This window comes from Pseudomonas sp. JL27(2026) (assembly GCF_056933555.1).
In genome coordinates, this window is the sequence record NZ_CM167794.1 from 4,425,450 (window position 1) to 4,442,675 (window position 17,226).

General features: G+C 58.7%; 17 protein-coding genes and 1 pseudogene. 6 read left to right on the forward strand and 12 right to left on the reverse strand.

The window, feature by feature from the left end:
- Positions 1–29 precede the first annotated feature (29 nt).
- Positions 30–812, reverse strand: a pseudogene (locus tag AC1Z1G_RS20135) (PAS domain-containing protein); the annotation flags it as partial.
- A 399-nt stretch (positions 813–1,211) separates the two neighbouring features.
- Positions 1,212–2,117 (reverse strand): LysR family transcriptional regulator, encoded by a 906-nt coding sequence (locus AC1Z1G_RS20140; protein ID WP_483622062.1) that lies wholly within the window; start codon positions 2,115–2,117, stop codon positions 1,212–1,214.
- 97 nt (positions 2,118–2,214) lie between these two features.
- On the opposite strand from AC1Z1G_RS20140, the gene gstA reads away from it, so the two are divergent.
- On the forward strand, positions 2,215–2,817 hold the full coding sequence (gene gstA / locus AC1Z1G_RS20145) for a glutathione transferase GstA (protein ID WP_483622064.1): 603 nt from the start codon (positions 2,215–2,217) through the stop codon (positions 2,815–2,817).
- Positions 2,818–3,135: 318 nt separating this feature from the next.
- Entirely contained in the window at positions 3,136–3,570 is a 435-nt protein-coding gene (locus tag AC1Z1G_RS20150; RefSeq protein WP_483622066.1) for a GNAT family N-acetyltransferase, read from the forward strand.
- Between the two features lie 14 nt (positions 3,571–3,584).
- Here AC1Z1G_RS20150 and def read toward each other — a convergent pair whose 3' ends face one another.
- The 3 genes from def to AC1Z1G_RS20165 all read right to left on the reverse strand — a co-directional run bounded on the left by def (position 3,585) and on the right by AC1Z1G_RS20165 (position 5,440).
- Complete coding sequence (gene def / locus AC1Z1G_RS20155; RefSeq protein ID WP_483622068.1) at positions 3,585–4,124, reverse strand: peptide deformylase; 540 nt, start codon at positions 4,122–4,124, stop codon at positions 3,585–3,587.
- A 2-nt stretch (positions 4,125–4,126) separates the two neighbouring features.
- Complete coding sequence (locus AC1Z1G_RS20160; protein ID WP_483622070.1) at positions 4,127–5,071, reverse strand: YihY/virulence factor BrkB family protein; 945 nt, start codon at positions 5,069–5,071, stop codon at positions 4,127–4,129.
- A gap of 177 nt (positions 5,072–5,248) precedes the next feature.
- On the reverse strand, positions 5,249–5,440 hold the full coding sequence (locus AC1Z1G_RS20165) for a CsbD family protein (RefSeq protein WP_483622072.1): 192 nt from the start codon (positions 5,438–5,440) through the stop codon (positions 5,249–5,251).
- Positions 5,441–5,640: 200 nt separating this feature from the next.
- Between AC1Z1G_RS20165 and AC1Z1G_RS20170 the strand changes: the two genes are divergently transcribed.
- Complete coding sequence (locus AC1Z1G_RS20170; protein WP_483622073.1) at positions 5,641–6,018, forward strand: hypothetical protein; 378 nt, start codon at positions 5,641–5,643, stop codon at positions 6,016–6,018.
- 206 nt (positions 6,019–6,224) lie between these two features.
- Here AC1Z1G_RS20170 and AC1Z1G_RS20175 read toward each other — a convergent pair whose 3' ends face one another.
- From AC1Z1G_RS20175 to fadD2, 3 genes are all read right to left on the reverse strand, one after another.
- Entirely contained in the window at positions 6,225–7,556 is a 1,332-nt protein-coding gene (locus AC1Z1G_RS20175; protein ID WP_483622075.1) for an IS4 family transposase, read from the reverse strand.
- 115 nt (positions 7,557–7,671) lie between these two features.
- Complete coding sequence (gene fadD1 / locus AC1Z1G_RS20180) at positions 7,672–9,363, reverse strand: long-chain-fatty-acid--CoA ligase FadD1 (protein WP_483622077.1); 1,692 nt, start codon at positions 9,361–9,363, stop codon at positions 7,672–7,674.
- Positions 9,364–9,716: 353 nt separating this feature from the next.
- Positions 9,717–11,405, reverse strand: a complete 1,689-nt coding sequence (gene fadD2, locus AC1Z1G_RS20185; RefSeq protein ID WP_483622078.1) for a long-chain-fatty-acid--CoA ligase FadD2 — start codon at positions 11,403–11,405, stop codon at positions 9,717–9,719.
- A 214-nt stretch (positions 11,406–11,619) separates the two neighbouring features.
- Here fadD2 and AC1Z1G_RS20190 point away from each other — a divergent pair, with 214 nt between their 5' ends.
- Together AC1Z1G_RS20190 and AC1Z1G_RS20195 are read left to right on the forward strand one after the other, a co-directional pair.
- Positions 11,620–12,567: a lysophospholipase gene (locus AC1Z1G_RS20190; protein ID WP_483622080.1), complete on the forward strand. Its 948-nt coding sequence runs from the start codon at positions 11,620–11,622 to the stop codon at positions 12,565–12,567.
- Between the two features lie 26 nt (positions 12,568–12,593).
- Complete coding sequence (locus AC1Z1G_RS20195; protein ID WP_071553717.1) at positions 12,594–13,064, forward strand: MaoC family dehydratase; 471 nt, start codon at positions 12,594–12,596, stop codon at positions 13,062–13,064.
- A gap of 49 nt (positions 13,065–13,113) precedes the next feature.
- Here the strand turns inward: AC1Z1G_RS20195 and AC1Z1G_RS20200 are convergent, their stop codons facing one another.
- The 4 genes from AC1Z1G_RS20200 to AC1Z1G_RS20215 all read right to left on the reverse strand — a co-directional run bounded on the left by AC1Z1G_RS20200 (position 13,114) and on the right by AC1Z1G_RS20215 (position 16,788).
- Positions 13,114–13,971 carry an efflux RND transporter periplasmic adaptor subunit gene (locus AC1Z1G_RS20200; RefSeq protein WP_483622082.1) on the reverse strand — a complete coding sequence of 286 codons (858 nt, stop codon included), beginning with the start codon at positions 13,969–13,971 and terminating at the stop codon, positions 13,114–13,116.
- 10 nt (positions 13,972–13,981) lie between these two features.
- Positions 13,982–14,188: a DUF1656 domain-containing protein gene (locus tag AC1Z1G_RS20205; protein WP_483622084.1), complete on the reverse strand. Its 207-nt coding sequence runs from the start codon at positions 14,186–14,188 to the stop codon at positions 13,982–13,984.
- Positions 14,175–16,163 (reverse strand): FUSC family protein, encoded by a 1,989-nt coding sequence (locus AC1Z1G_RS20210; RefSeq protein ID WP_483622086.1) that lies wholly within the window; start codon positions 16,161–16,163, stop codon positions 14,175–14,177. Before AC1Z1G_RS20210 ends, AC1Z1G_RS20205 begins: the two co-directional genes overlap by 14 nt.
- 157 nt (positions 16,164–16,320) lie before the next feature.
- A complete protein-coding gene (locus tag AC1Z1G_RS20215; RefSeq protein ID WP_483622088.1) occupies positions 16,321–16,788 on the reverse strand; it encodes a ferritin-like domain-containing protein in 468 nt (155 codons plus the stop codon).
- A gap of 201 nt (positions 16,789–16,989) precedes the next feature.
- Here AC1Z1G_RS20215 and AC1Z1G_RS20220 point away from each other — a divergent pair, with 201 nt between their 5' ends.
- Entirely contained in the window at positions 16,990–17,226 is a 237-nt protein-coding gene (locus AC1Z1G_RS20220; RefSeq protein ID WP_274108324.1) for a DUF3820 family protein, read from the forward strand.

Here is a 17,226-nt window from a genome sequence, read left to right on the forward strand (position 1 = left end):
GCGGATTCAGCGGCCGCCTGCAAGGTCGTGACTTGTTGGGTGATGTCACTGGCAAACTTGACCACTTTGTACAAACGACCCTTGGCGTCGAAGATCGGATTGTAAGAGGCTTCGAGAAATACCATCCGCCCGTGCTTGTCGACCCGCTCAAAACGGCGGGAGTGGAATTCGCCCCGATTGAGGGATGCCCAAAACGCCTTGTACGCCGCTGACTCACTCTCGCTACGATGACAGAACATGCTGTGATGCTGGCCCACCACCTCGTTAAGTGAGTAGTGCATGGTCTGCAAGAAGTTCTCGTTGGCATTCATGACTCTGCCGTCCGGCGAGAACTCGATCACGGCCATTGAGCGGCTCAGTGCGTTGATCAGACTCTGGTTTTCATGTTCCTTGTTGATGCGTTCGGTAATGTCCGAAGCAACCTTGATCACACTGCTGACCTGACGCTGCCCGTTGAACACGGGCATGTAACTGGCTTCGAGCCAGACTTCCTTGCCTGCCTTGTTCAGACGCAGAAACGTGCCACTGATCGGCTCTCCACGCCCCAACTCACGCCAGAAGCGCTGGTAATTGTCACTCTTGGCGTAATCTTCCTCGCAAAAAATCCGGTGATGTTTGCCGCGGATCTCATCGATGGAGTAACCAACGGCCAGGCAAAAGTTTTCATTGGCATCGAGGATCACCCCCGAGGGATCAAACTCGATCATTGCCATGGAGCGGCTGACTGCCGCCAACTTGGCATTGGCCTCACTCAGCGCACAGGTGAAACGCTCGATTTCAAGCAGGTCAGACTTGTGATGTAGATTAAACATGGTGGTATCACCTTCAGCGCTGTTTTTTGTTTGACGCAAGTGCGTGGTTTTTCACGGGACTTACCACAACGTTTCACAGAACAGGCAAACATACCCCCAGCACGAGGATAAGTGTCAGGTGATAAATGATGTTTAATCGAAGCGTCCATGAAGTAACGCTCTTATCAAGCCATCCTTTTCTTGATGACCCGGTAACGGGCCTGACCTAACGTTCATACGTAACTCCTTTTAATAACTAACTCCCTATAGCGTCGGTGCCTTGATTGCACACTCTTAATGCTATTGAACACATCTCCACTTAAGCAGAAACCTCACCAAAGCCAATAAAAAGTTTCATATTGCAACTGACATAACGAGTCAGGAGTGAGCATAGACAGCAAAAGCACGGATGCAAGGCCATCATTCAGCCATACGCTCAACGGTTGTCAGCCCCATTTCCTTGCTGAACATTCCAAGCAACGCATGCACAGCAGGTGACGGTGTTTCGCGGCTGGATGCCACCAAACCGAACTCGCGATGTAGAGGTGTGGCCAGAGGAAAAACACTCAACCCCCTGCGGTTGGCGGGCAACGTCATCTCCGGCACCAGCGTAACGCCGACATTTTCCTGGACCAGCGCAAAAGCACTGCTCCACTCCCGGACCTCAACACGTACATCGCGTAACGCCAGCCCGGACTCTGCCGCCAGACTGCGAGCATTCACCGTGCAACCACCGGTGGCCAGCACGAACGGCTGCTCGACCAGCTCGGCCAGCGACACCGTGCCATCGCGAGCTTGCCTGGCCAGTGGATGGCCCTGCGGCGTCACCCCCACCCAACTGTCACGCCCCAGTAATGCGACGGTACGCTCGGGACGTGGATTCAACACCACGCCCAGATCAATCAGCCCGGCTTCCAGCAGGGCTTCGACCTCGTGATCGCTCACCTCCAATGTGACCACCTCAATACCGGGGTAAAGCCGATTGAATCGACGCAACAACGGCGGCAGAACTTTCTCCAGCACGATGGGAAAAACAGCCAGCCTGATCGAGCCTCGCTGAACGCTCCTGGCCCCATCCACGGTATTTCGAATGTTCTGGAGGGCATCGAGCATCACCCGCGCCTGCTCGATTACCTGCCGGCCAATCGCGGTTGGCAGGGTCTGGCGATTTTCCCGGGTAAACAGTTGCACATTCAGCATGTCCTCCAGCAGCGCCAACGCCTGGCTGGCGCCGGACTGGGTCATGCCGACGCGCTCGGCGGCGCGAGTGATGTTGCCGGTGTCCGCCACGGCCACCAGCATGCGCCAGTGCATCAGGTTCATCATGGCAGTAGCTGTCCTTATGGCAGAGGTCTGAAAGATTAATTGTACGCAGGGCATCCCCGACGATGACACTGGTAAAAACCCAACCGGAACCCTGACCATGAAGCTGTATTACTCACCCAACGCCTGCTCCCTCGCCCCGCACATTATCCTGCGTGAACTGGGTGTGCCTTTCGAACTGGTGCGCGTCGACAACAGCAACAAGACCACCCAACACGGCGAAGACTTCCTGGCCATCAATCCAAAGGGTTACGTAGCAGCGTTGCAACTGGACAACAGCGAAGTGCTGACCGAAGGCCCGGCGATCCTGCAATACCTCGCGGACCTGCACCCGTCAGCAGGCCTGGCGCCAGCCAATGGAAGCTGGCAACGGGTACGCTTGCAGGAATGGCTGAACTTCATCAGCAGCGAGATTCATGGCGGGTTGGGTTTGTTGTTCAACGGGGCACTTCCCGAGGCTGTCAAAACGCTCTTGAAGGAGAAACTGTTCAAACGCTTTGCGTTCCTGGTGCAGACCCTGGAGCAGCAGGACTATTTGTTGGGCGAGTCGTTCAGCGTGGCCGATGCCTACCTGTTTACGACCCTGCGCTGGACCCGGGTATTTGCCATCGACCTGGGGCAATGGCCCGCGCTTGAACGCTTTCAGGCGCGGATCGATGCGCGGCCAACCGTTAGCGCTGCGTTGGTGGCGGAACAGGCTTAACCCTGACTGACCTGAGGCGGCTCACTCAGGGGAGTTTTGCAAAAAAATGGGTTACACGCGCTGAAATAAAAGCGGAACCCGGTAGCAGGGTTCCGCCTGGGTGACTCAGTGCCCGAACACATCGACCTTCTTGGCCTTCTTGTCAGCACGTTTTTCATCGGCAGTTTTCGCCGGTTTTTTCTTCGCTGCTTTCTTTGAATCCATGCCTTTGGCCATGATACGTACTCCACTCATACGGGATGTGAGATCAGGTATACACCTATCCAGACGCGGGTGTTCTTTTATAATCGTCGACTTTGCATTCCGACGGCCCCGCTCATGCCCAACACCCACTACACACGGCTCGCCGAGCCTCTGTGGCCATTGCTGAACAAGTTTTACCGCGCCCATCAATCCCCGATGAAAGCCGTCCGCGAGGCTCAACTATGGGTCGGTAAACGCGACGAGATCATCGCCGGGCTCTGTTTGCGGCCCATGGCGGGAGGGTTCTGGCTGACGGGCTTGTTTGTCGACCCGGCCTGCCGGGCGCAAGGCGTGGCGGCCGGTTTGATGGCCCACGCGCTCCAGCAGGTTGAAGGGTCGGTGTGGCTGTTCTGCCACCCCGAATTGCGCGGGTTCTACGAGCGCAATGGCTTTAGCGCCGGGCCACTCTTGCCATATGCCTTGGCCGAACGCCTGGCCCGCTATACACGGGCCAAACCGATGATTGCCATGGCGATGGAACGTCAGTCGCCTGCCGTGGACGCCAGCTGAGGTCGGTCAGCGGCTCAATCGTCTGCGCCGGGGTCCAGGTCGGGGAACATCACGTCGATGTAGCCGAATTTGCTGAAGTCGTTGATGCGTGACGGGTACAGCCGCCCGATCAAGTGATCGCATTCGTGCTGCACCACCCGCGCGTGAAACCCGCAAGCGATACGTACAATCGGCTCCCCCTTGGGGTCCACCCCTTCATATCGAATGCGCTGGTAACGCTGCACCGCACCCCGCAGGCCGGGCACTGACAGGCAACCTTCGAAACCTTCTTCCAGCGTCGGTTCCAGCGGTGTAATCAACGGATTGATCAGAATCGTCTGCGGCACCGCTTCAGCGTCCGGGTAGCGTTCGCTGTGCTCGAAACCAAAGATCACCAGTTGCAGGTCGACACCGATCTGCGGCGCGGCCAGGCCGACACCTCCGACGCTTTCCATGGTCTGGAACATGTCGTCGATCAATTGCCACAGCGCGGGGCTGTCGAACATCTCGGCAGGGACTGGCGGGGCAATGCGCAGCAGGCGCTCGTCGCCCATTTTGAGGATTTCACGGATCATGGTCAGGCTTCGTCAGTGGTCGGTTTGAGCGAGTGATCCCGTCCCAATCCCGATACGTGTTGTTTGTGGTCGTGTTCGCCGAAGTCCTTTTCACCAGGATGCTTGCCTTCGGTCGACATGTGGTCGATTACCGCATTCATCTCCGCACCAAGTAACAGCACCGCAGCGGAAATATAGAAGTACAGCAACAACACGATGATCGCGCCGATACTGCCATACATGGCGTTGTAGTTGGCGAAGGTTTTCACATAGAACCCGAAGCCCAGCGAAGCGATGATCCATACCACCACCGCCAGCACCGAACCTGGGGTGATGAAGCGAAACGGCTGTTTCACGTCAGGCATGACGTAGTAGATCAGGGCCACGGCGACCATCAGCAGGATCACAATCACCGGCCAGCGCAATATCGTCCAGAGTGTGACGATGAACTCTTCCATGCCGACCTGGGACGCAATCCACTCCATCACCTGCGGGCCGAGCACCATCAACGCTGCAGCGGCCAGCAACATGCCAGCGATGCCCACCGTGTAGAAAACCGACAGCGGGAAGCGCTTCCAGATCGGCCGGCCTTCAACCACGTCGTACGCTGCATTCATCGCGCTCATCATCAAGCGCACACCGGCCGATGCGGTCCACAAGGCAATCACGATACCCACCGAAAGCAAGCCACCCTTGGATTGCTGGAGCTGATCGATCACCGGGTTCACTTGCTCCAGGGCCTGGGGCGGCAGCACCAGTTCCGATTGCAGGCGCAGCCAGGAGAAAAAGTCCGGCAGGTGCAGAAAACCGATCAGGGCAATCAGAAACAGAATGAAAGGAAACAGCGAGAACAGCATCTGGTAGGCCAGCGCCGACGCATACGTCGACATTTCATCGGCGATGAATTCGGTGACGGTGCGCAGCATGACCCGATGCAAGGGCAAACCTTTGAGTTCCGGAAAAATCATAGCGTCTCCTTTCGCCGCAAAAGGTTGAAGTCGGTGGCGACTCAGGGGGCGTTTTCTACATCAAGGTAGCCTGTTTGGCGACCTCGAAACAAATTACCGGTACCGGTTAACCATAGCCAACATAAAAACGGCCACCCGGAGGATGGCCGCTGTACGACGCTGAAGCCCACTGCCCGGTCAGGCTTTATCGATGGTTTTCTTGACCGCGTCCTTGGCTTTACCGAGCGCTTGCTGGGCCTCGCCTTTCTTTTCCTGAAGCTTGCCTTCAGCTCGCAACTTGGGGTTGTCCGTTGCCTTGCCAACGCCTTGCTTGACGTTGCCGACTGCTTCGTTAGCCAAACCTTTAACTTTATCGCCAGTGCTGCTCATGGTGTTTCTCCTCCAGAACATTCAAGGGTCATAGTCATTGCGTAAGGGTTGACCGGTGGCCGTTGCGCAGAGTTTCATTTATTTTTGCAGGGTCATTTCATCGTCGGTGGCAGGTTGGGCTTTATGTTTGCAGCCTTTGCCCCGAGAATGCGCAATGTATTCAGGCCATGGCACTGAAGATCCAACCCCGTAGGAATGATATGAAACTCGATAAAAAGCAGGCCATTGCCCGCAGAAACCAGGAACTCGGCGGTGCTGTGCTTGGCGTCAACAACTGCCATTTCACCGAATTGAACCGCAACCGCAACATCTGGTGGTTCGACCTGCCGGTCGCACGCCTGGCCATTGGTCAGTACGAATGGATTCACCTGCTGATGTATACCCCGGACACCGACCAGTTGCTGCACCTGAAAGTGCCAACCGTGTTCCTGCGGGAAAAAATGGAAGGCCTGGTGGTGCGCAACGAGGGCAAGCGTAAAGCAGCCCTGAGCCTGGAACTGAGCGCCGACAAGGACTCGTTCCTGCAGGACATGCGCCCGGCCGGCACCAACGTCAATTTCGCGCAGTTCCGCCTGTAAGATCCCAGGCGGAGGACCACTGTGGCGAGGGAGCTTGCTCCCGCTGGGCTGCGAAGCAGCCCCAAATCAAGCACTGCAATAAATCCGGAATATCTCCATCGACTGGATGGCAACTGCTTCGCAGTTGAACGGGAGCAAGCTCCCTCGCCACAGAAGCACTCCTCTATCGCTTTAAACAAAAAGCCCCGCATCTGCGGTAATGCTGTTCACTTAAGCGGAGCAGCCTTACGGTCGACTGGAAATCGGGTTTTTGAAATTTTTACCGTCCTTGGCCTCGTAGGCCTTGGGCGGTGATCCAGAAACAATCCCCCAATACCTGCCCTTAGCTCTGCCAATCGCCTCCCTGTGGCTGAAACCGGATTGGCCGCTGCCATCACGATCAGTTGAACGGCGATGTACTGGCAGGCCGGCTTGAAACGGATGTCGGAAGGTGTTCGGCCAAACGCCACTGCTGCTTGACTGGCCTCCCGACGAATCACGTTGTAAGCCAGCAAAAGCCCCCAAACTTCCTGATAGACCAGGTCGACTTTTTTGCTGCGCAGAGTCATTGCGTTCTGTTGCATCGAACTCTTGATGTCCCTGAAGCCCAGCTCGATCTCCCAGCGTTCCTGATAAAGATTGGCAACGGCCTTGGTGGTGTAGGTATCGGCCGGCAACGACGTCATGACGGTCTTTAGCTTGCCTTGAATTTCATAGCTGACTTCGCGCGCCTCCCAGTGTGTTGGAAGAGTTGGGGTTCGCTTCCTGGCCTGCGGCGAGACCTTCATGCGCAGCAGGCGATCATGCTCGCTGTAACGGGCCACTTCCTCATAGACCAGTCCCTTTTTTGCCGGGATCAACCAATGGCGGTGGGTACCGGCTCTGTTCAGGCTCGACAGCAGTTCGGCGCCCCAGAACCCTTTGTCGAACAGCGTCACCGAGTGGTTGGGGATCTGCTGTAGGAACTCGTCGGCCAAGCGCATTTCACTGCGTCGGTAAGGACTCAATTGAGCATCCAGAATTACGTGCGAGCGCACATTCATCAGCGCGACCAGTCGCAGCATGGGAAACGGAGTCTGGCGGTCGCTCGGAGTGTTTCCCGACCCGAAGTGTTCTCGTAGCTCGGGCGTATCCGGGGTGCGCAAGAGTGCTCCATCTACCGCGAATACCTGCAGGTCGTGCCAGGCATCACCGTCATAACGCTCCGCCCCCCATTGAGTGCCGGTCTTGCGGAACAGCCACTCAACGGGATCGGCGCCGAGCTGTTTACGAGCCTCGGTTACTCCGCTACGAGCCAATAGGTGGTCAGAGGCCAGGCCTTGGGCGCAAATATTCAAACGCCTGGCCACTTCGTGAACTGGCTCGTCACGAAATAGCGCCATGCCGAGCACCAGCCAAAGCACTTGATCAGCGGGCAGGCGACGTCGACGAATGGTGGCCTGACTGGATAAATTCAGTGCAGATGCTACCCACTCGATGGGGATGTTTTGGGTGAAGGTGCTCAGGTCGCAGAAGTTGAAAAGGTCGCCGAGGTCGAGCAGGTCCTGTTGAACAGACATAAAAAATCCGATGCCAGAGGTCTGGCATCGGATTTTCGATGAAGCCCCGCTTTGACTCAAATGCTTAAGTGAACAGCATTACGCATCTGCGGGGCTTTTGTGTTTTACGCGGGGCTTATTTCTTCAAGCCAAGCTTTTTCAGCTCTTCATCGCGCAGTTCACGGCGCAGGATCTTGCCGACGTTGGTGGTCGGCAACGCGTCGCGGAACTCGATCGCTTTCGGCACTTTGTAGCCCGTGACGTTGGCGCGCATGTGCTCCATCACCTGCTCCTTGGTCAGGGTCACGCCCGGTTTGGCGACGATAAAGACCTTGATCGTCTCACCGGACTTCTCGTCCGGCACACCGATGGCCGCACATTGCAGCACGCCAGGCAAAGCGGCCAGCACGTCTTCGAGTTCGTTCGGGTAGACGTTGAAACCGGAGACCAGAATCATGTCTTTCTTGCGATCGACAATACGCATGTAGCCGTCCGGCTGGATCAGCGCGATGTCACCGGTCTTCAACCAGCCTTCGCTGTCGAGGATCTCGTCGGTGGCGTCCGGGCGCTGCCAGTAGCCCTTCATGACTTGTGGCCCCTTGACGCACAACTCACCGATTTCACCCAGTGGTTGCTCAACGCCGGCGTCGTCGATGACTTTGCACTGCGTCGACGGCACCGGAATCCCGATGGTGCCAATCTGGTTGTTCTGGGCCGGGTTGACGGTGGCAACAGGGCTGGTTTCGGTCATGCCGTAACCTTCGCAGATGGCGCAACCGGTCACGGCTTTCCAGCGCTCGGCAGCCGCCAGTTGCAAGGCCATGCCACCGGACAAGGTGACCTTGAGCCCGGAAAAATCCAGCTTGCGGAAGGCTTCGTTGTTGCACAGTGCCACGAACAGGGTGTTCAGGCCGACAAAACCGCTGAACTTCCACTTCGACAGTTCCTTGACCATCGCCGGCAAGTCACGCGGGTTGCTGATCAGAATGTTGTGGTTGCCGATCAGCATCATCGCCATGCAATGAAAAGTGAAGGCATAGATGTGGTACAGCGGCAGCGGTGTAATGAGGATCTCGCAACCTTCGTTGAGGTTGGAGCCCATCAGCGCCTTGCACTGAAGCATGTTCGCCACCAGGTTGCGGTGGGTCAGCATCGCGCCTTTGGCCACGCCGGTGGTGCCGCCGGTGTATTGCAACACCGCCACATCACTGCTGGCCGGGTTCGCTTCGGTCACTGGCTGGCCGTGGCCTTTGCTCAGGACGTCGTTGAACTTGATGGCCTTGGGCAAGTGGTACGCCGGGACCATCTTCTTCACGTACTTGATGACGCTGTTGATCAGCAGACGCTTGAGCGGCGGCAACAGGTCGGCCACTTCGGTGACGATCACATGCTTGACGCTGGTCTTGGGCACGACCGTTTCTGCCAGGTGCGCCATGTTGGCCAGGCACACCAGGGCCTTGGCGCCGGAATCGTTGAACTGGTGTTCCATTTCCCGCGCGGTGTACAGCGGGTTGGTGTTGACCACGATCAGCCCGGCGCGGATCGCGCCAAATACGGCAACCGGGTACTGCAGGACGTTGGGCAGTTGCACGGCGATTCGATCACCGGGCTGCAAATCGGTATGCTGTTGCAGGTAAGCGGCAAAAGCGCCCGACAATTCATACAGCTCACCGTAAGTGAGCGTCTTGCCGAGGTTGCTAAAGGCCGGTTTGTTGGCAAAGCGCTGGCAGGATTGCTTCAACACTGCCTGAATATTCGGATACTCGTCCGGATTGATCTCGGCAGCAATCCCGGCAGGGTACTTATCCTTCCAAAAGTCTTCGATCATGGAAGCCCACTCCTCAGCAACGCGAATTCATCACCGCATTTGATGCGATTATTATTGGTGTGTGATTTTTATAGGTGAATCTGGCTTTAACTCAGGCCGAGAAGTCACAAAGCGCGCCGAGAGTAGCAGCTTTGCCAAGGGTCGACTAGAGCCAAAGAGAGCCCCTACAGTCACATTCTCGACTCAAGACAGTTCAGTGGTCAGTTTTAGAGCAAAAATTCTATAACGCCTGAAAGCCCCATGAATTCAGGCCTTACAGAAAAAATCGCGAGCAGGCTCGCTCCCACAGGATCACTGATGACCTTGTGGGAGCGAGCCTGCTCGCGATAGCGCGCAGTGCAGCGTTTAAGGGGTCAGGCGATATCACGCAACTCCCGCCGCAGGATTTTGCCCACCGGCGTCATCGGCAGCGAGTCACGCAGCACAATGTGCTTGGGCACTTTGTAGGCCGTGAAGTTTTCCTTGCAGTACGCCTTCAGCTCTTCAAGACTGACCCCCGACTCACGCGCGACCACAAACAGCTTCACCGCCTCGCCGGAACGCTCGTCCGGCACGCCGATCACCGCGCAGTTGGCGACTTTCGGATGGGCCATGACCACGTCTTCGATTTCGTTCGGGTACACGTTGAAACCCGACACGATAATCATGTCTTTCTTGCGGTCGACAATGCGTACAAAACCATCCGGGTCGATCACCGCAATGTCGCCAGTCTTGAACCAGCCCTCGGCATCCAGCACTTCTGTGGTGGCCTCAGGTTGCTGCCAGTAGCCTTTCATGATCTGCGGGCCCTTGATGCACAACTCGCCCCGCTCGCCCAATGGCTGCTCGACACCGTTATCGTCGATGACCTTCAGGGTAGTGCCCGGTACGGGCAGCCCGACGGTGCTGAGCCGAGACTTGTCGCCATATGGGTTGGTGCAGGCCACCGGCGAAGTTTCGGTCAGGCCGTAGCCTTCGGTGATGCGGCAACCGGTCATCTGTTCCCAGCGTTCGGCGGTGGCCTTGACCAACGCGGTGCCACCGGAATTGGTGAGTTTGAGACCGGAGAAATCCAGGGTCTTGAAGTCCGGGTGGTCCATCAACGCCACGAACAACGTGTTGAGCCCCAGCAACGCCGAGAAGCGCCAGTTTTTCAGCTCCTTGATGAAGCCTTTGATGTCCCGTGGATTGGTGATGAGTACGTTGTGATTGCCGGTGACCATCATGCACATGCAGTTCGCCGTGAAGGCATAGATGTGGTACAGCGGCAGCGGCGCGATCATTACCTCCTGACCTTCCTTGAGCAGCGGCTGGCCGTCGGCACCGTGCTGCCCCAGGCACGCCCGGGCCTGTTGCATGTTGGCCACCAGGTTGCCGTGGGTCAGCATTGCGCCCTTGGCCAACCCGGTGGTGCCGCCGGTGTATTGCAAAACCGCGACATCATCCAGGGTGGCGTTCAACGGCTTGATGCCCTGGCCACGGCCCAGACGCAATGCACGCTTGAAGGAAATGGCCTGGGGCAGTTGGTAGGCTGGGACCATCTTCTTGACTTTGTCGACCACAGTGTTGATCAGCCAGCCTTTGGCGGCGGGCATCAGGTCGCCCATCTTCGCTTCGATCAGGTACTGGATCTGGGTGTCGGGCAGCACCTCCTGAACCTTCTGGCCGAACATATTCAGGTAGACCAGCGCCCGGGCACCGGAGTCCTTGAACTGGTGACGCATTTCCCGTGCGGTGTACAACGGGTTGGTGTTGACCACGATCAGCCCGGCACGCAGGGCGCCGAACACCGCAATCGGGTAATGCAGAACGTTGGGCATCTGCACGGCGATCCGATCGCCAGCCACCAGGTCGGTGTGGGCTTGCAGATAACCGGCGAAGGCCGCGCTGTAGCGCTCAAGGTCGGCGTAGGTCAGGGTCATGCCCATGTTGGTGAACGCCGGGCGGTCGGCGAATTTCTTGCAGGAACGCTCAAACACCTCGATCACCGATTTGTAGGCCCCAAGGTCAATATCGAGGGGGACGCCGGCCGGGCGCTTGTCATTCCAGAAATCAGGTTGCATTGTTCTTGTCCTCTTTTACCTGAACGTGTCCGGGCCGCTTCTCTGTCATTTCTGAAAGGCGGGGCTCTTCGGACACTAGCAGTTATGGCGAATCCGGCAAATATACGCATGAGCGTCATTGACCGCATGAATCTTGCTGCCGAGGCATGCCCTGACCGGACGGCGGGCGGTTGATGAGCTATACAATGCAACGACCCCGTGCAAAGGAATCGCCATGATCCACGACACTTTCTGGCTGACCACCAGTGACCGCAGTCGGCTTTTCGTCAACCAGTGGTTGCCCGACGTACCGCTCAGGGCGGTGATTCTGCTGTCTCACGGCATGGCCGAGCACAGCGCCCGTTACGCACGCCTGGCCCAGGCGTTGTGCGCCCAGGGGTATGGCGTGTATGCGCCGGACCAGCGCGGGCATGGCAAAACTGCCGAACAGGGCGGCCTGCTGGGGCACTACGCGGACAAGGACGGCTGGCGCAAAGTGGTCGGCGACCTGGCCAGCCTTCAACAGCACATCGGCCAGCAGCACCCCGGCACGCCCGTCGTGCTGCTCGGCCACAGCATGGGCAGCTACGTTGCCCAGGCGTACCTGCTGCACCACAGCGCCAGCCTGCACGGGGCGATTCTCAGTGGTTCCAATTGCCAGCCGGCGGCGCTGTACCGCGTGGCGCAGTTGATTGCCCGGTTCGAACGCCTGCGCCAGGGCGCCACCGGGCGCAGTGCCTTGATCGAGTGGTTGTCGTTCGGCTCGTTCAACAAAGCCTTCAAACCCAATCGCACCCCGTTCGACTGGCTCAGCCGCGATCCGGCCGAAGTCGACCTGTACGTGCACGACCCGTTCTGCGGCTTTCGTTGTACCAATCAATTGTGGATCGACATGCTCGGCGGGTTGCAGCAAATCAGCAAAGCGTCCAATCTCGCCCAGATCGATCCGGGCCTGCCGTTGCTGGTGATGGGCGGCGAATGTGATCCCGTGAGCAATGGCACACGTCTCAAGGGTCTGGCCGACGCCCTGCGCAAGGCTGGCAGCCAGTGCCTGCAACTGAACATCTACCCGCAGGCGCGGCACGAGGTGTTCAATGAAACAAACCGCGACGAAGTGACCGCGGATGTGCTTGGCTGGATTGCTCAGGCGCTGGAGCATCGCCGGCCGCCAAAAACCGAATAATTGTTCGTCAACAGGACTTTAAACAGATGACTCAGGTTACCAACACCCCTTACGAAGCCCTTGAAGTCGGCCAGACCGCCAGCTACAGCAAGACCGTCGAAGAACGTGATATCCAGTTGTTCGCCGCGATGTCCGGCGACCACAACCCGGTGCACCTGGACGCCGAATTCGCCGCTGCCAGCATGTTCAAGGAGCGCATCGCCCACGGCATGTTCAGCGGTGCGTTGATCAGTGCAGCGGTCGCTTGCGAACTGCCTGGGCCTGGCACTATTTATATCGGCCAGCAAATGAGCTTCCAGAAGCCGGTGAAGATTGGCGATACCCTGACCGTGCGCCTGGAAATCCTCGAAAAACTGCCGAAGTTCCGCGTACGCATCGCAACCCGCGTGTTCAACCAGCGCGATGAGTTGGTGGTGGACGGCGAAGCCGAGATCCTGGCGCCGCGCAAACAGCAGACCGTGACCTTGCCGACGCTGCCGGCGATCAGCATCGGCTGACACCGTGTTCCCTGTGGCGAGGGAACTGGCTCCCTCGCCACAGGAACTTCTACCGCTCCTGAACCTGCACACTCGCCGTCATCCCGGCACTCAGGTTGATCCCTTCCGGTACCACGTCGAGTTTGATCCGTACCGGAATCCGCTGCGCCAGCCGTACCCAGTTGAAGGTCGGCTCCACTTGCGCCAGTAATTGCCCGTCAGGCGTGGTGTTGCGGTCGGTGATGCCACGGCTGATGCTCTCGACGTGACCTTGCAGCGCATCGCCTGCACTCATCAACCAGACCTTCACCGGGTCGCCCACTTGAATCCTCGGCAGCTTGGTCTCCTCGAAATAGGCCTGCACATAAAACGTCGAGTCATCGATCAGCGCCATCACCGGTTGCCCGGCATTCACGTAATTGCCCTCGGCCAGGCGCAAGTTCGTGATGTGCCCGCTGCGGGGCGCATGCACCTGACTGCGCGCCAGGTTGAGTTCCGCGACCTTGGCCTCGGCCTGAGCCTGGCGCAGTTCGCCACGGGCGATGCCGGCATTGATCTGCGCATTCTCACGCAGTTCGGCGCTGATCGCCTGCGGCCCGAGACTGGCCCTGCGGGACGCTTCATGCTCACGCAAACTCAACTGCTGCTGACGGGTTTGCACCACGGCCTGCGCTTTCTCCAGCGCGGCTTCGAAACGGTCACGGTCAATGCTCAGCAACCTGTCGCCGGCCTTCACCTGTTGATTATCGTAGGCCTTGAGCTCGCGCACCCAACCCGACACATCGGGGGCGACGATCACCACGTCCGCGCGGATCCGCGCATCGCGGGTCCATGGGGTGAGCATGTAGTACTGCCATAAATGAAACCCGGCAAAGATCGCCACCGCCACCAGGCAGAGGGTGACTGCGACACGTACAGGTGTGCGCATTTTCAACTCCTTATAAAGGTCCGAGGACCACGGTGATCACGGTCAATACACAGACGTACAACGCGCAATCGAACAATGCTTCGTGCCAGATCCAGCGCCCCGCAGGTGTCAGGCGCAGCAACAGCCTCACCCCACCGGTCACCAGCAATGCCAGCAGCACATAAACCAGAAAGGGGCTGAGCAACACCCCGCCCAGCGACCACTCACGCAACCCCATGGTTTTCCTCCTGTTGGCGACACCAGGCGCGCCAGCTGCGTTGCAATTGCAGGACCGCACCCTGAGCCAGTTTCAGCGCATCGCTGGGCGGCTGGTCTTGAAGACTCTCGAGCAACGCGGCGCTCGGCTGCTCCAGTGCATCGGCGCGACTGCCGGCCGGCCCTTGCTTGAGGACCTGTTCAAGGTGTTCGAAGTACTCGCGCTGTGGCACATGGGTCGGCAGTTGGGCCACCGCCAGGCTCAAGCGCAAATGCAGCAGCTCGTCACCGATGTCCAGGCCCAGCACACCGTCGTCCCAACGGCTGCGCGCCTGCTGCGGCAGCTCCGGGTAATGCCGGGCCAATTGCAGCAGGCGGTCGGCCATGCGCCCACCGAACCAGCTCTCGGCCCCCCGCAGGTTGCGCCGGGTCAGGCGTACCAGATCGTCGAGGGTCGCCGCCAGCAAACGGCGGCCGTGCCAGGCCGGATCGCGCAGGATCAACAAGTGGAACGCCAGCACCGCCGCCCCCACGCCAATGAGCATCGCCTGAGCGCTGTTGAAGAAGGTCCCGACGTCGAACTGCATCTGATTGAGCGGTGCCACCAGCACGATGAAATGCAGGCAAAACGAAGTGGCCGTCGCGCCGATCTGCGGTTTGGCCATACCCAACGCCCCCAGGAACAGCGGCACGCCCAAAGCCATGCACAGCAGGGGAAAACCGCTCCATTGCGGCAAGAGGATTTCACCCACCACGAAGGCCACGGGGATCGCCAGCAGAATGCCGCGCAAAAAACTCATGCCGATCTGCGCACCGTTCTCACGGCTGGCAAACAGGCTGCACACCACGCAGGTCAACAACATTGCCCCAGCGGCGGCCGGCCAGGCAGTGGCCATCCAGAAGGTCGCCACTGCCAGGAACGCCAATGCGCTGCGCGCGCCGAAGACCAGCGCCAGCGACAGGTCCCGGTGGGGCGTCAGGGTCGCCGGTTGCTCGACCGGCTCCTTGCCCTCCTCCACCGCCTGCAGCGCCACACCGGCGGCCAGCGCGGTGTCGAGTAACAGGGTGAACCGCGCCAGGCAATAACTTTGTGCACTGCTGATTCGAGGGTCGTGGGCGGCATCAAGCAACCTGGGGCGCAACGCACTCAGCGTGCCCACCCCGGCGTCTTCCAGCGCCTGCTGAACCTCCTCCAGCCACGGTTGCAGTTGCGCGGCTTCAGCGTCATCGAGTTGCCGCCACTGGCGCCGGACCGAGCGGGAGATGCGCAACAGCATCAGCAGTTTCTGGCTCAAGCCACTGATCGCCCGCGCCCGTTGCCGGCCCTGGCCCCCCTCGAACCAGGCATGCTCACGCTGGGCATCGACGGCCACGATGCGCCCGAGAATTTCCAGCAACCCTTTGCGCGCCAGACGATCACCGGCCAGGGTCGCACGCGCGGCCTGCATGCCACTTTGCCAAGCCGAGCGAGCCTGGGCCGCCAGTTGCCGCTCGACTCGCAGCGGCCAGATCAGCGCACTGCTGGCGGTCGCACAGATGATCCCCAGGGAGATTTCGGTGCACCGTGCCACCGCTTGATCGAACACCGTCAGCGGATGGCTCAGCGCAGGCAAGGCGATGATCGCCACGGTGTAGCCGGCCAGCACAAACGAATAGGACCAGGCGCTGCGCAGCAAAGTCGAACTGGCGGTACACAGCCCGAGCCACAGCGCGAGGGCGAACAGAAACAACCACGGTGTCTGGGCGAACAGACCCATGAACACCACCGACATAAACGTCCCGACCAGTGTTCCCACCAGCCGGGCCAAGCCTTTTTGCAGCACCATGCCCGACAGCGGCTGGGCAACGATGATCGCCGTCATCAAGGCCCACGCCGGTTGCTCCAGGCCCCAGCGCAACGCCAGCCACAGCGCCAGGCCGGCACCGAGCAGGGTCTTGATCGCGAACTGGAAGGCGCGGCGGTCGGGTGCCAGCAAGGCCTGCAAGGTGATAGGCACGGGGACGACTCTTGAGCGGACGAAATAACGATAGTCTGGATCGGCCAGAAGGACCGACGGACAAATTATTAGCAAGCTAACTATGAGCCGTCCAGCAAAAAAAACCAGGCACAAAAAAACGCCAGGCTGGCTGGCGTTTTTGACAGTTCACACGCGTTTAAGAACGTGCGCGAGCCTGGTTGCGCAGGGCTTTGACCTGGTCGTGATTGCGTTGAACGCCGTGGTACTGACGCTCCACCAGATCACGAATACCCACCAGGTTGTGTTTGTTGATTTTTTCGATAGCGTGCTTGTAGGCCTTCAGAGCATGGTCTTCGCCCCGCTCGGCTTCGTTGAGCACAGCCTCCTCGTCCTTGCCGGTGACCAGCGACTTGAGGTCGACCCAACGACGGTGCAAGTCACCGCTGACGCTGGTACTCGTTTCAGGATCACCCCCCATCGAGCGCACCGTGCCTTGCAGTTCAGCGGCGGCCGTGGCGCAATCGGCTGAACGTTTGACAAACAGCGCCTTGAGTTCAGGATGCTTGATATCTTCAGCGCAGGTCTTGAAACCTTCCTGACCGTCCTTGCTGGTCTCGATCAGGTCGTTCAGGACTGAAATCGCTTCTTTATTAATGTCGGTCATTTTTCAATTCCTTGCGGGTTGAGAGTTGCCATAGGTGTTGCACCTGGCATGCCAGCCTTGAATTGAATTTTTTTCTTTTATATTTCAATAAGTTAACTTTTTAACCTGCATCTGTATCCGCGTTTTTTGCATGATCTGTCAATTGGCCTGCATGCAGAATGCCTGTATTTTCCAGACTGCTTTAATCAAGACGAACGATCGATGAACCCTGAAAAACTCGAACTGCTGGTGACCCGCGAAATGCCCTTCGGCAAGTACAAGGGCCGCATCCTGGCCGACCTGCCAGGCCAATACCTGAACTGGTTTGCCCGCGAAGGTTTCCCCCACGGTGAACTGGGCGGCTTGCTGGCCCTGATGCAGGAAATCGATCACAACGGCCTGTCCGATCTGCTCGACCCGTTGCGCGCCAAACACGGCAAACCCAAACCTCGCCACTGA

Bases quoted from the DNA above. Each gene is read 5' to 3' on its own strand.
- AC1Z1G_RS20140 (WP_483622062.1), bottom strand. From the start codon at position 2,117: ATGATGAACCTGATGCACTGGCGCATGCTGGTGGCCGTGGCGGACACC.
- gstA (WP_483622064.1), top strand. From the start codon at position 2,215: ATGAAGCTGTATTACTCACCCAACGCCTGCTCCCTCGCCCCGCACATT.
- AC1Z1G_RS20150 (WP_483622066.1), top strand. From the start codon at position 3,136: ATGCCCAACACCCACTACACACGGCTCGCCGAGCCTCTGTGGCCATTG.
- def (WP_483622068.1), bottom strand. From the start codon at position 4,124: ATGATCCGTGAAATCCTCAAAATGGGCGACGAGCGCCTGCTGCGCATT.
- AC1Z1G_RS20160 (WP_483622070.1), bottom strand. From the start codon at position 5,071: ATGATTTTTCCGGAACTCAAAGGTTTGCCCTTGCATCGGGTCATGCTG.
- AC1Z1G_RS20165 (WP_483622072.1), bottom strand. From the start codon at position 5,440: ATGAGCAGCACTGGCGATAAAGTTAAAGGTTTGGCTAACGAAGCAGTC.
- AC1Z1G_RS20170 (WP_483622073.1), top strand. From the start codon at position 5,641: ATGAAACTCGATAAAAAGCAGGCCATTGCCCGCAGAAACCAGGAACTC.
- AC1Z1G_RS20175 (WP_483622075.1), bottom strand. From the start codon at position 7,556: ATGTCTGTTCAACAGGACCTGCTCGACCTCGGCGACCTTTTCAACTTC.
- fadD1 (WP_483622077.1), bottom strand. From the start codon at position 9,363: ATGATCGAAGACTTTTGGAAGGATAAGTACCCTGCCGGGATTGCTGCC.
- fadD2 (WP_483622078.1), bottom strand. From the start codon at position 11,405: ATGCAACCTGATTTCTGGAATGACAAGCGCCCGGCCGGCGTCCCCCTC.
- AC1Z1G_RS20190 (WP_483622080.1), top strand. From the start codon at position 11,620: ATGATCCACGACACTTTCTGGCTGACCACCAGTGACCGCAGTCGGCTT.
- AC1Z1G_RS20195 (WP_071553717.1), top strand. From the start codon at position 12,594: ATGACTCAGGTTACCAACACCCCTTACGAAGCCCTTGAAGTCGGCCAG.
- AC1Z1G_RS20200 (WP_483622082.1), bottom strand. From the start codon at position 13,971: ATGCGCACACCTGTACGTGTCGCAGTCACCCTCTGCCTGGTGGCGGTG.
- AC1Z1G_RS20205 (WP_483622084.1), bottom strand. From the start codon at position 14,188: ATGGGGTTGCGTGAGTGGTCGCTGGGCGGGGTGTTGCTCAGCCCCTTT.
- AC1Z1G_RS20215 (WP_483622088.1), bottom strand. From the start codon at position 16,788: ATGACCGACATTAATAAAGAAGCGATTTCAGTCCTGAACGACCTGATC.
- AC1Z1G_RS20220 (WP_274108324.1), top strand. From the start codon at position 16,990: ATGAACCCTGAAAAACTCGAACTGCTGGTGACCCGCGAAATGCCCTTC.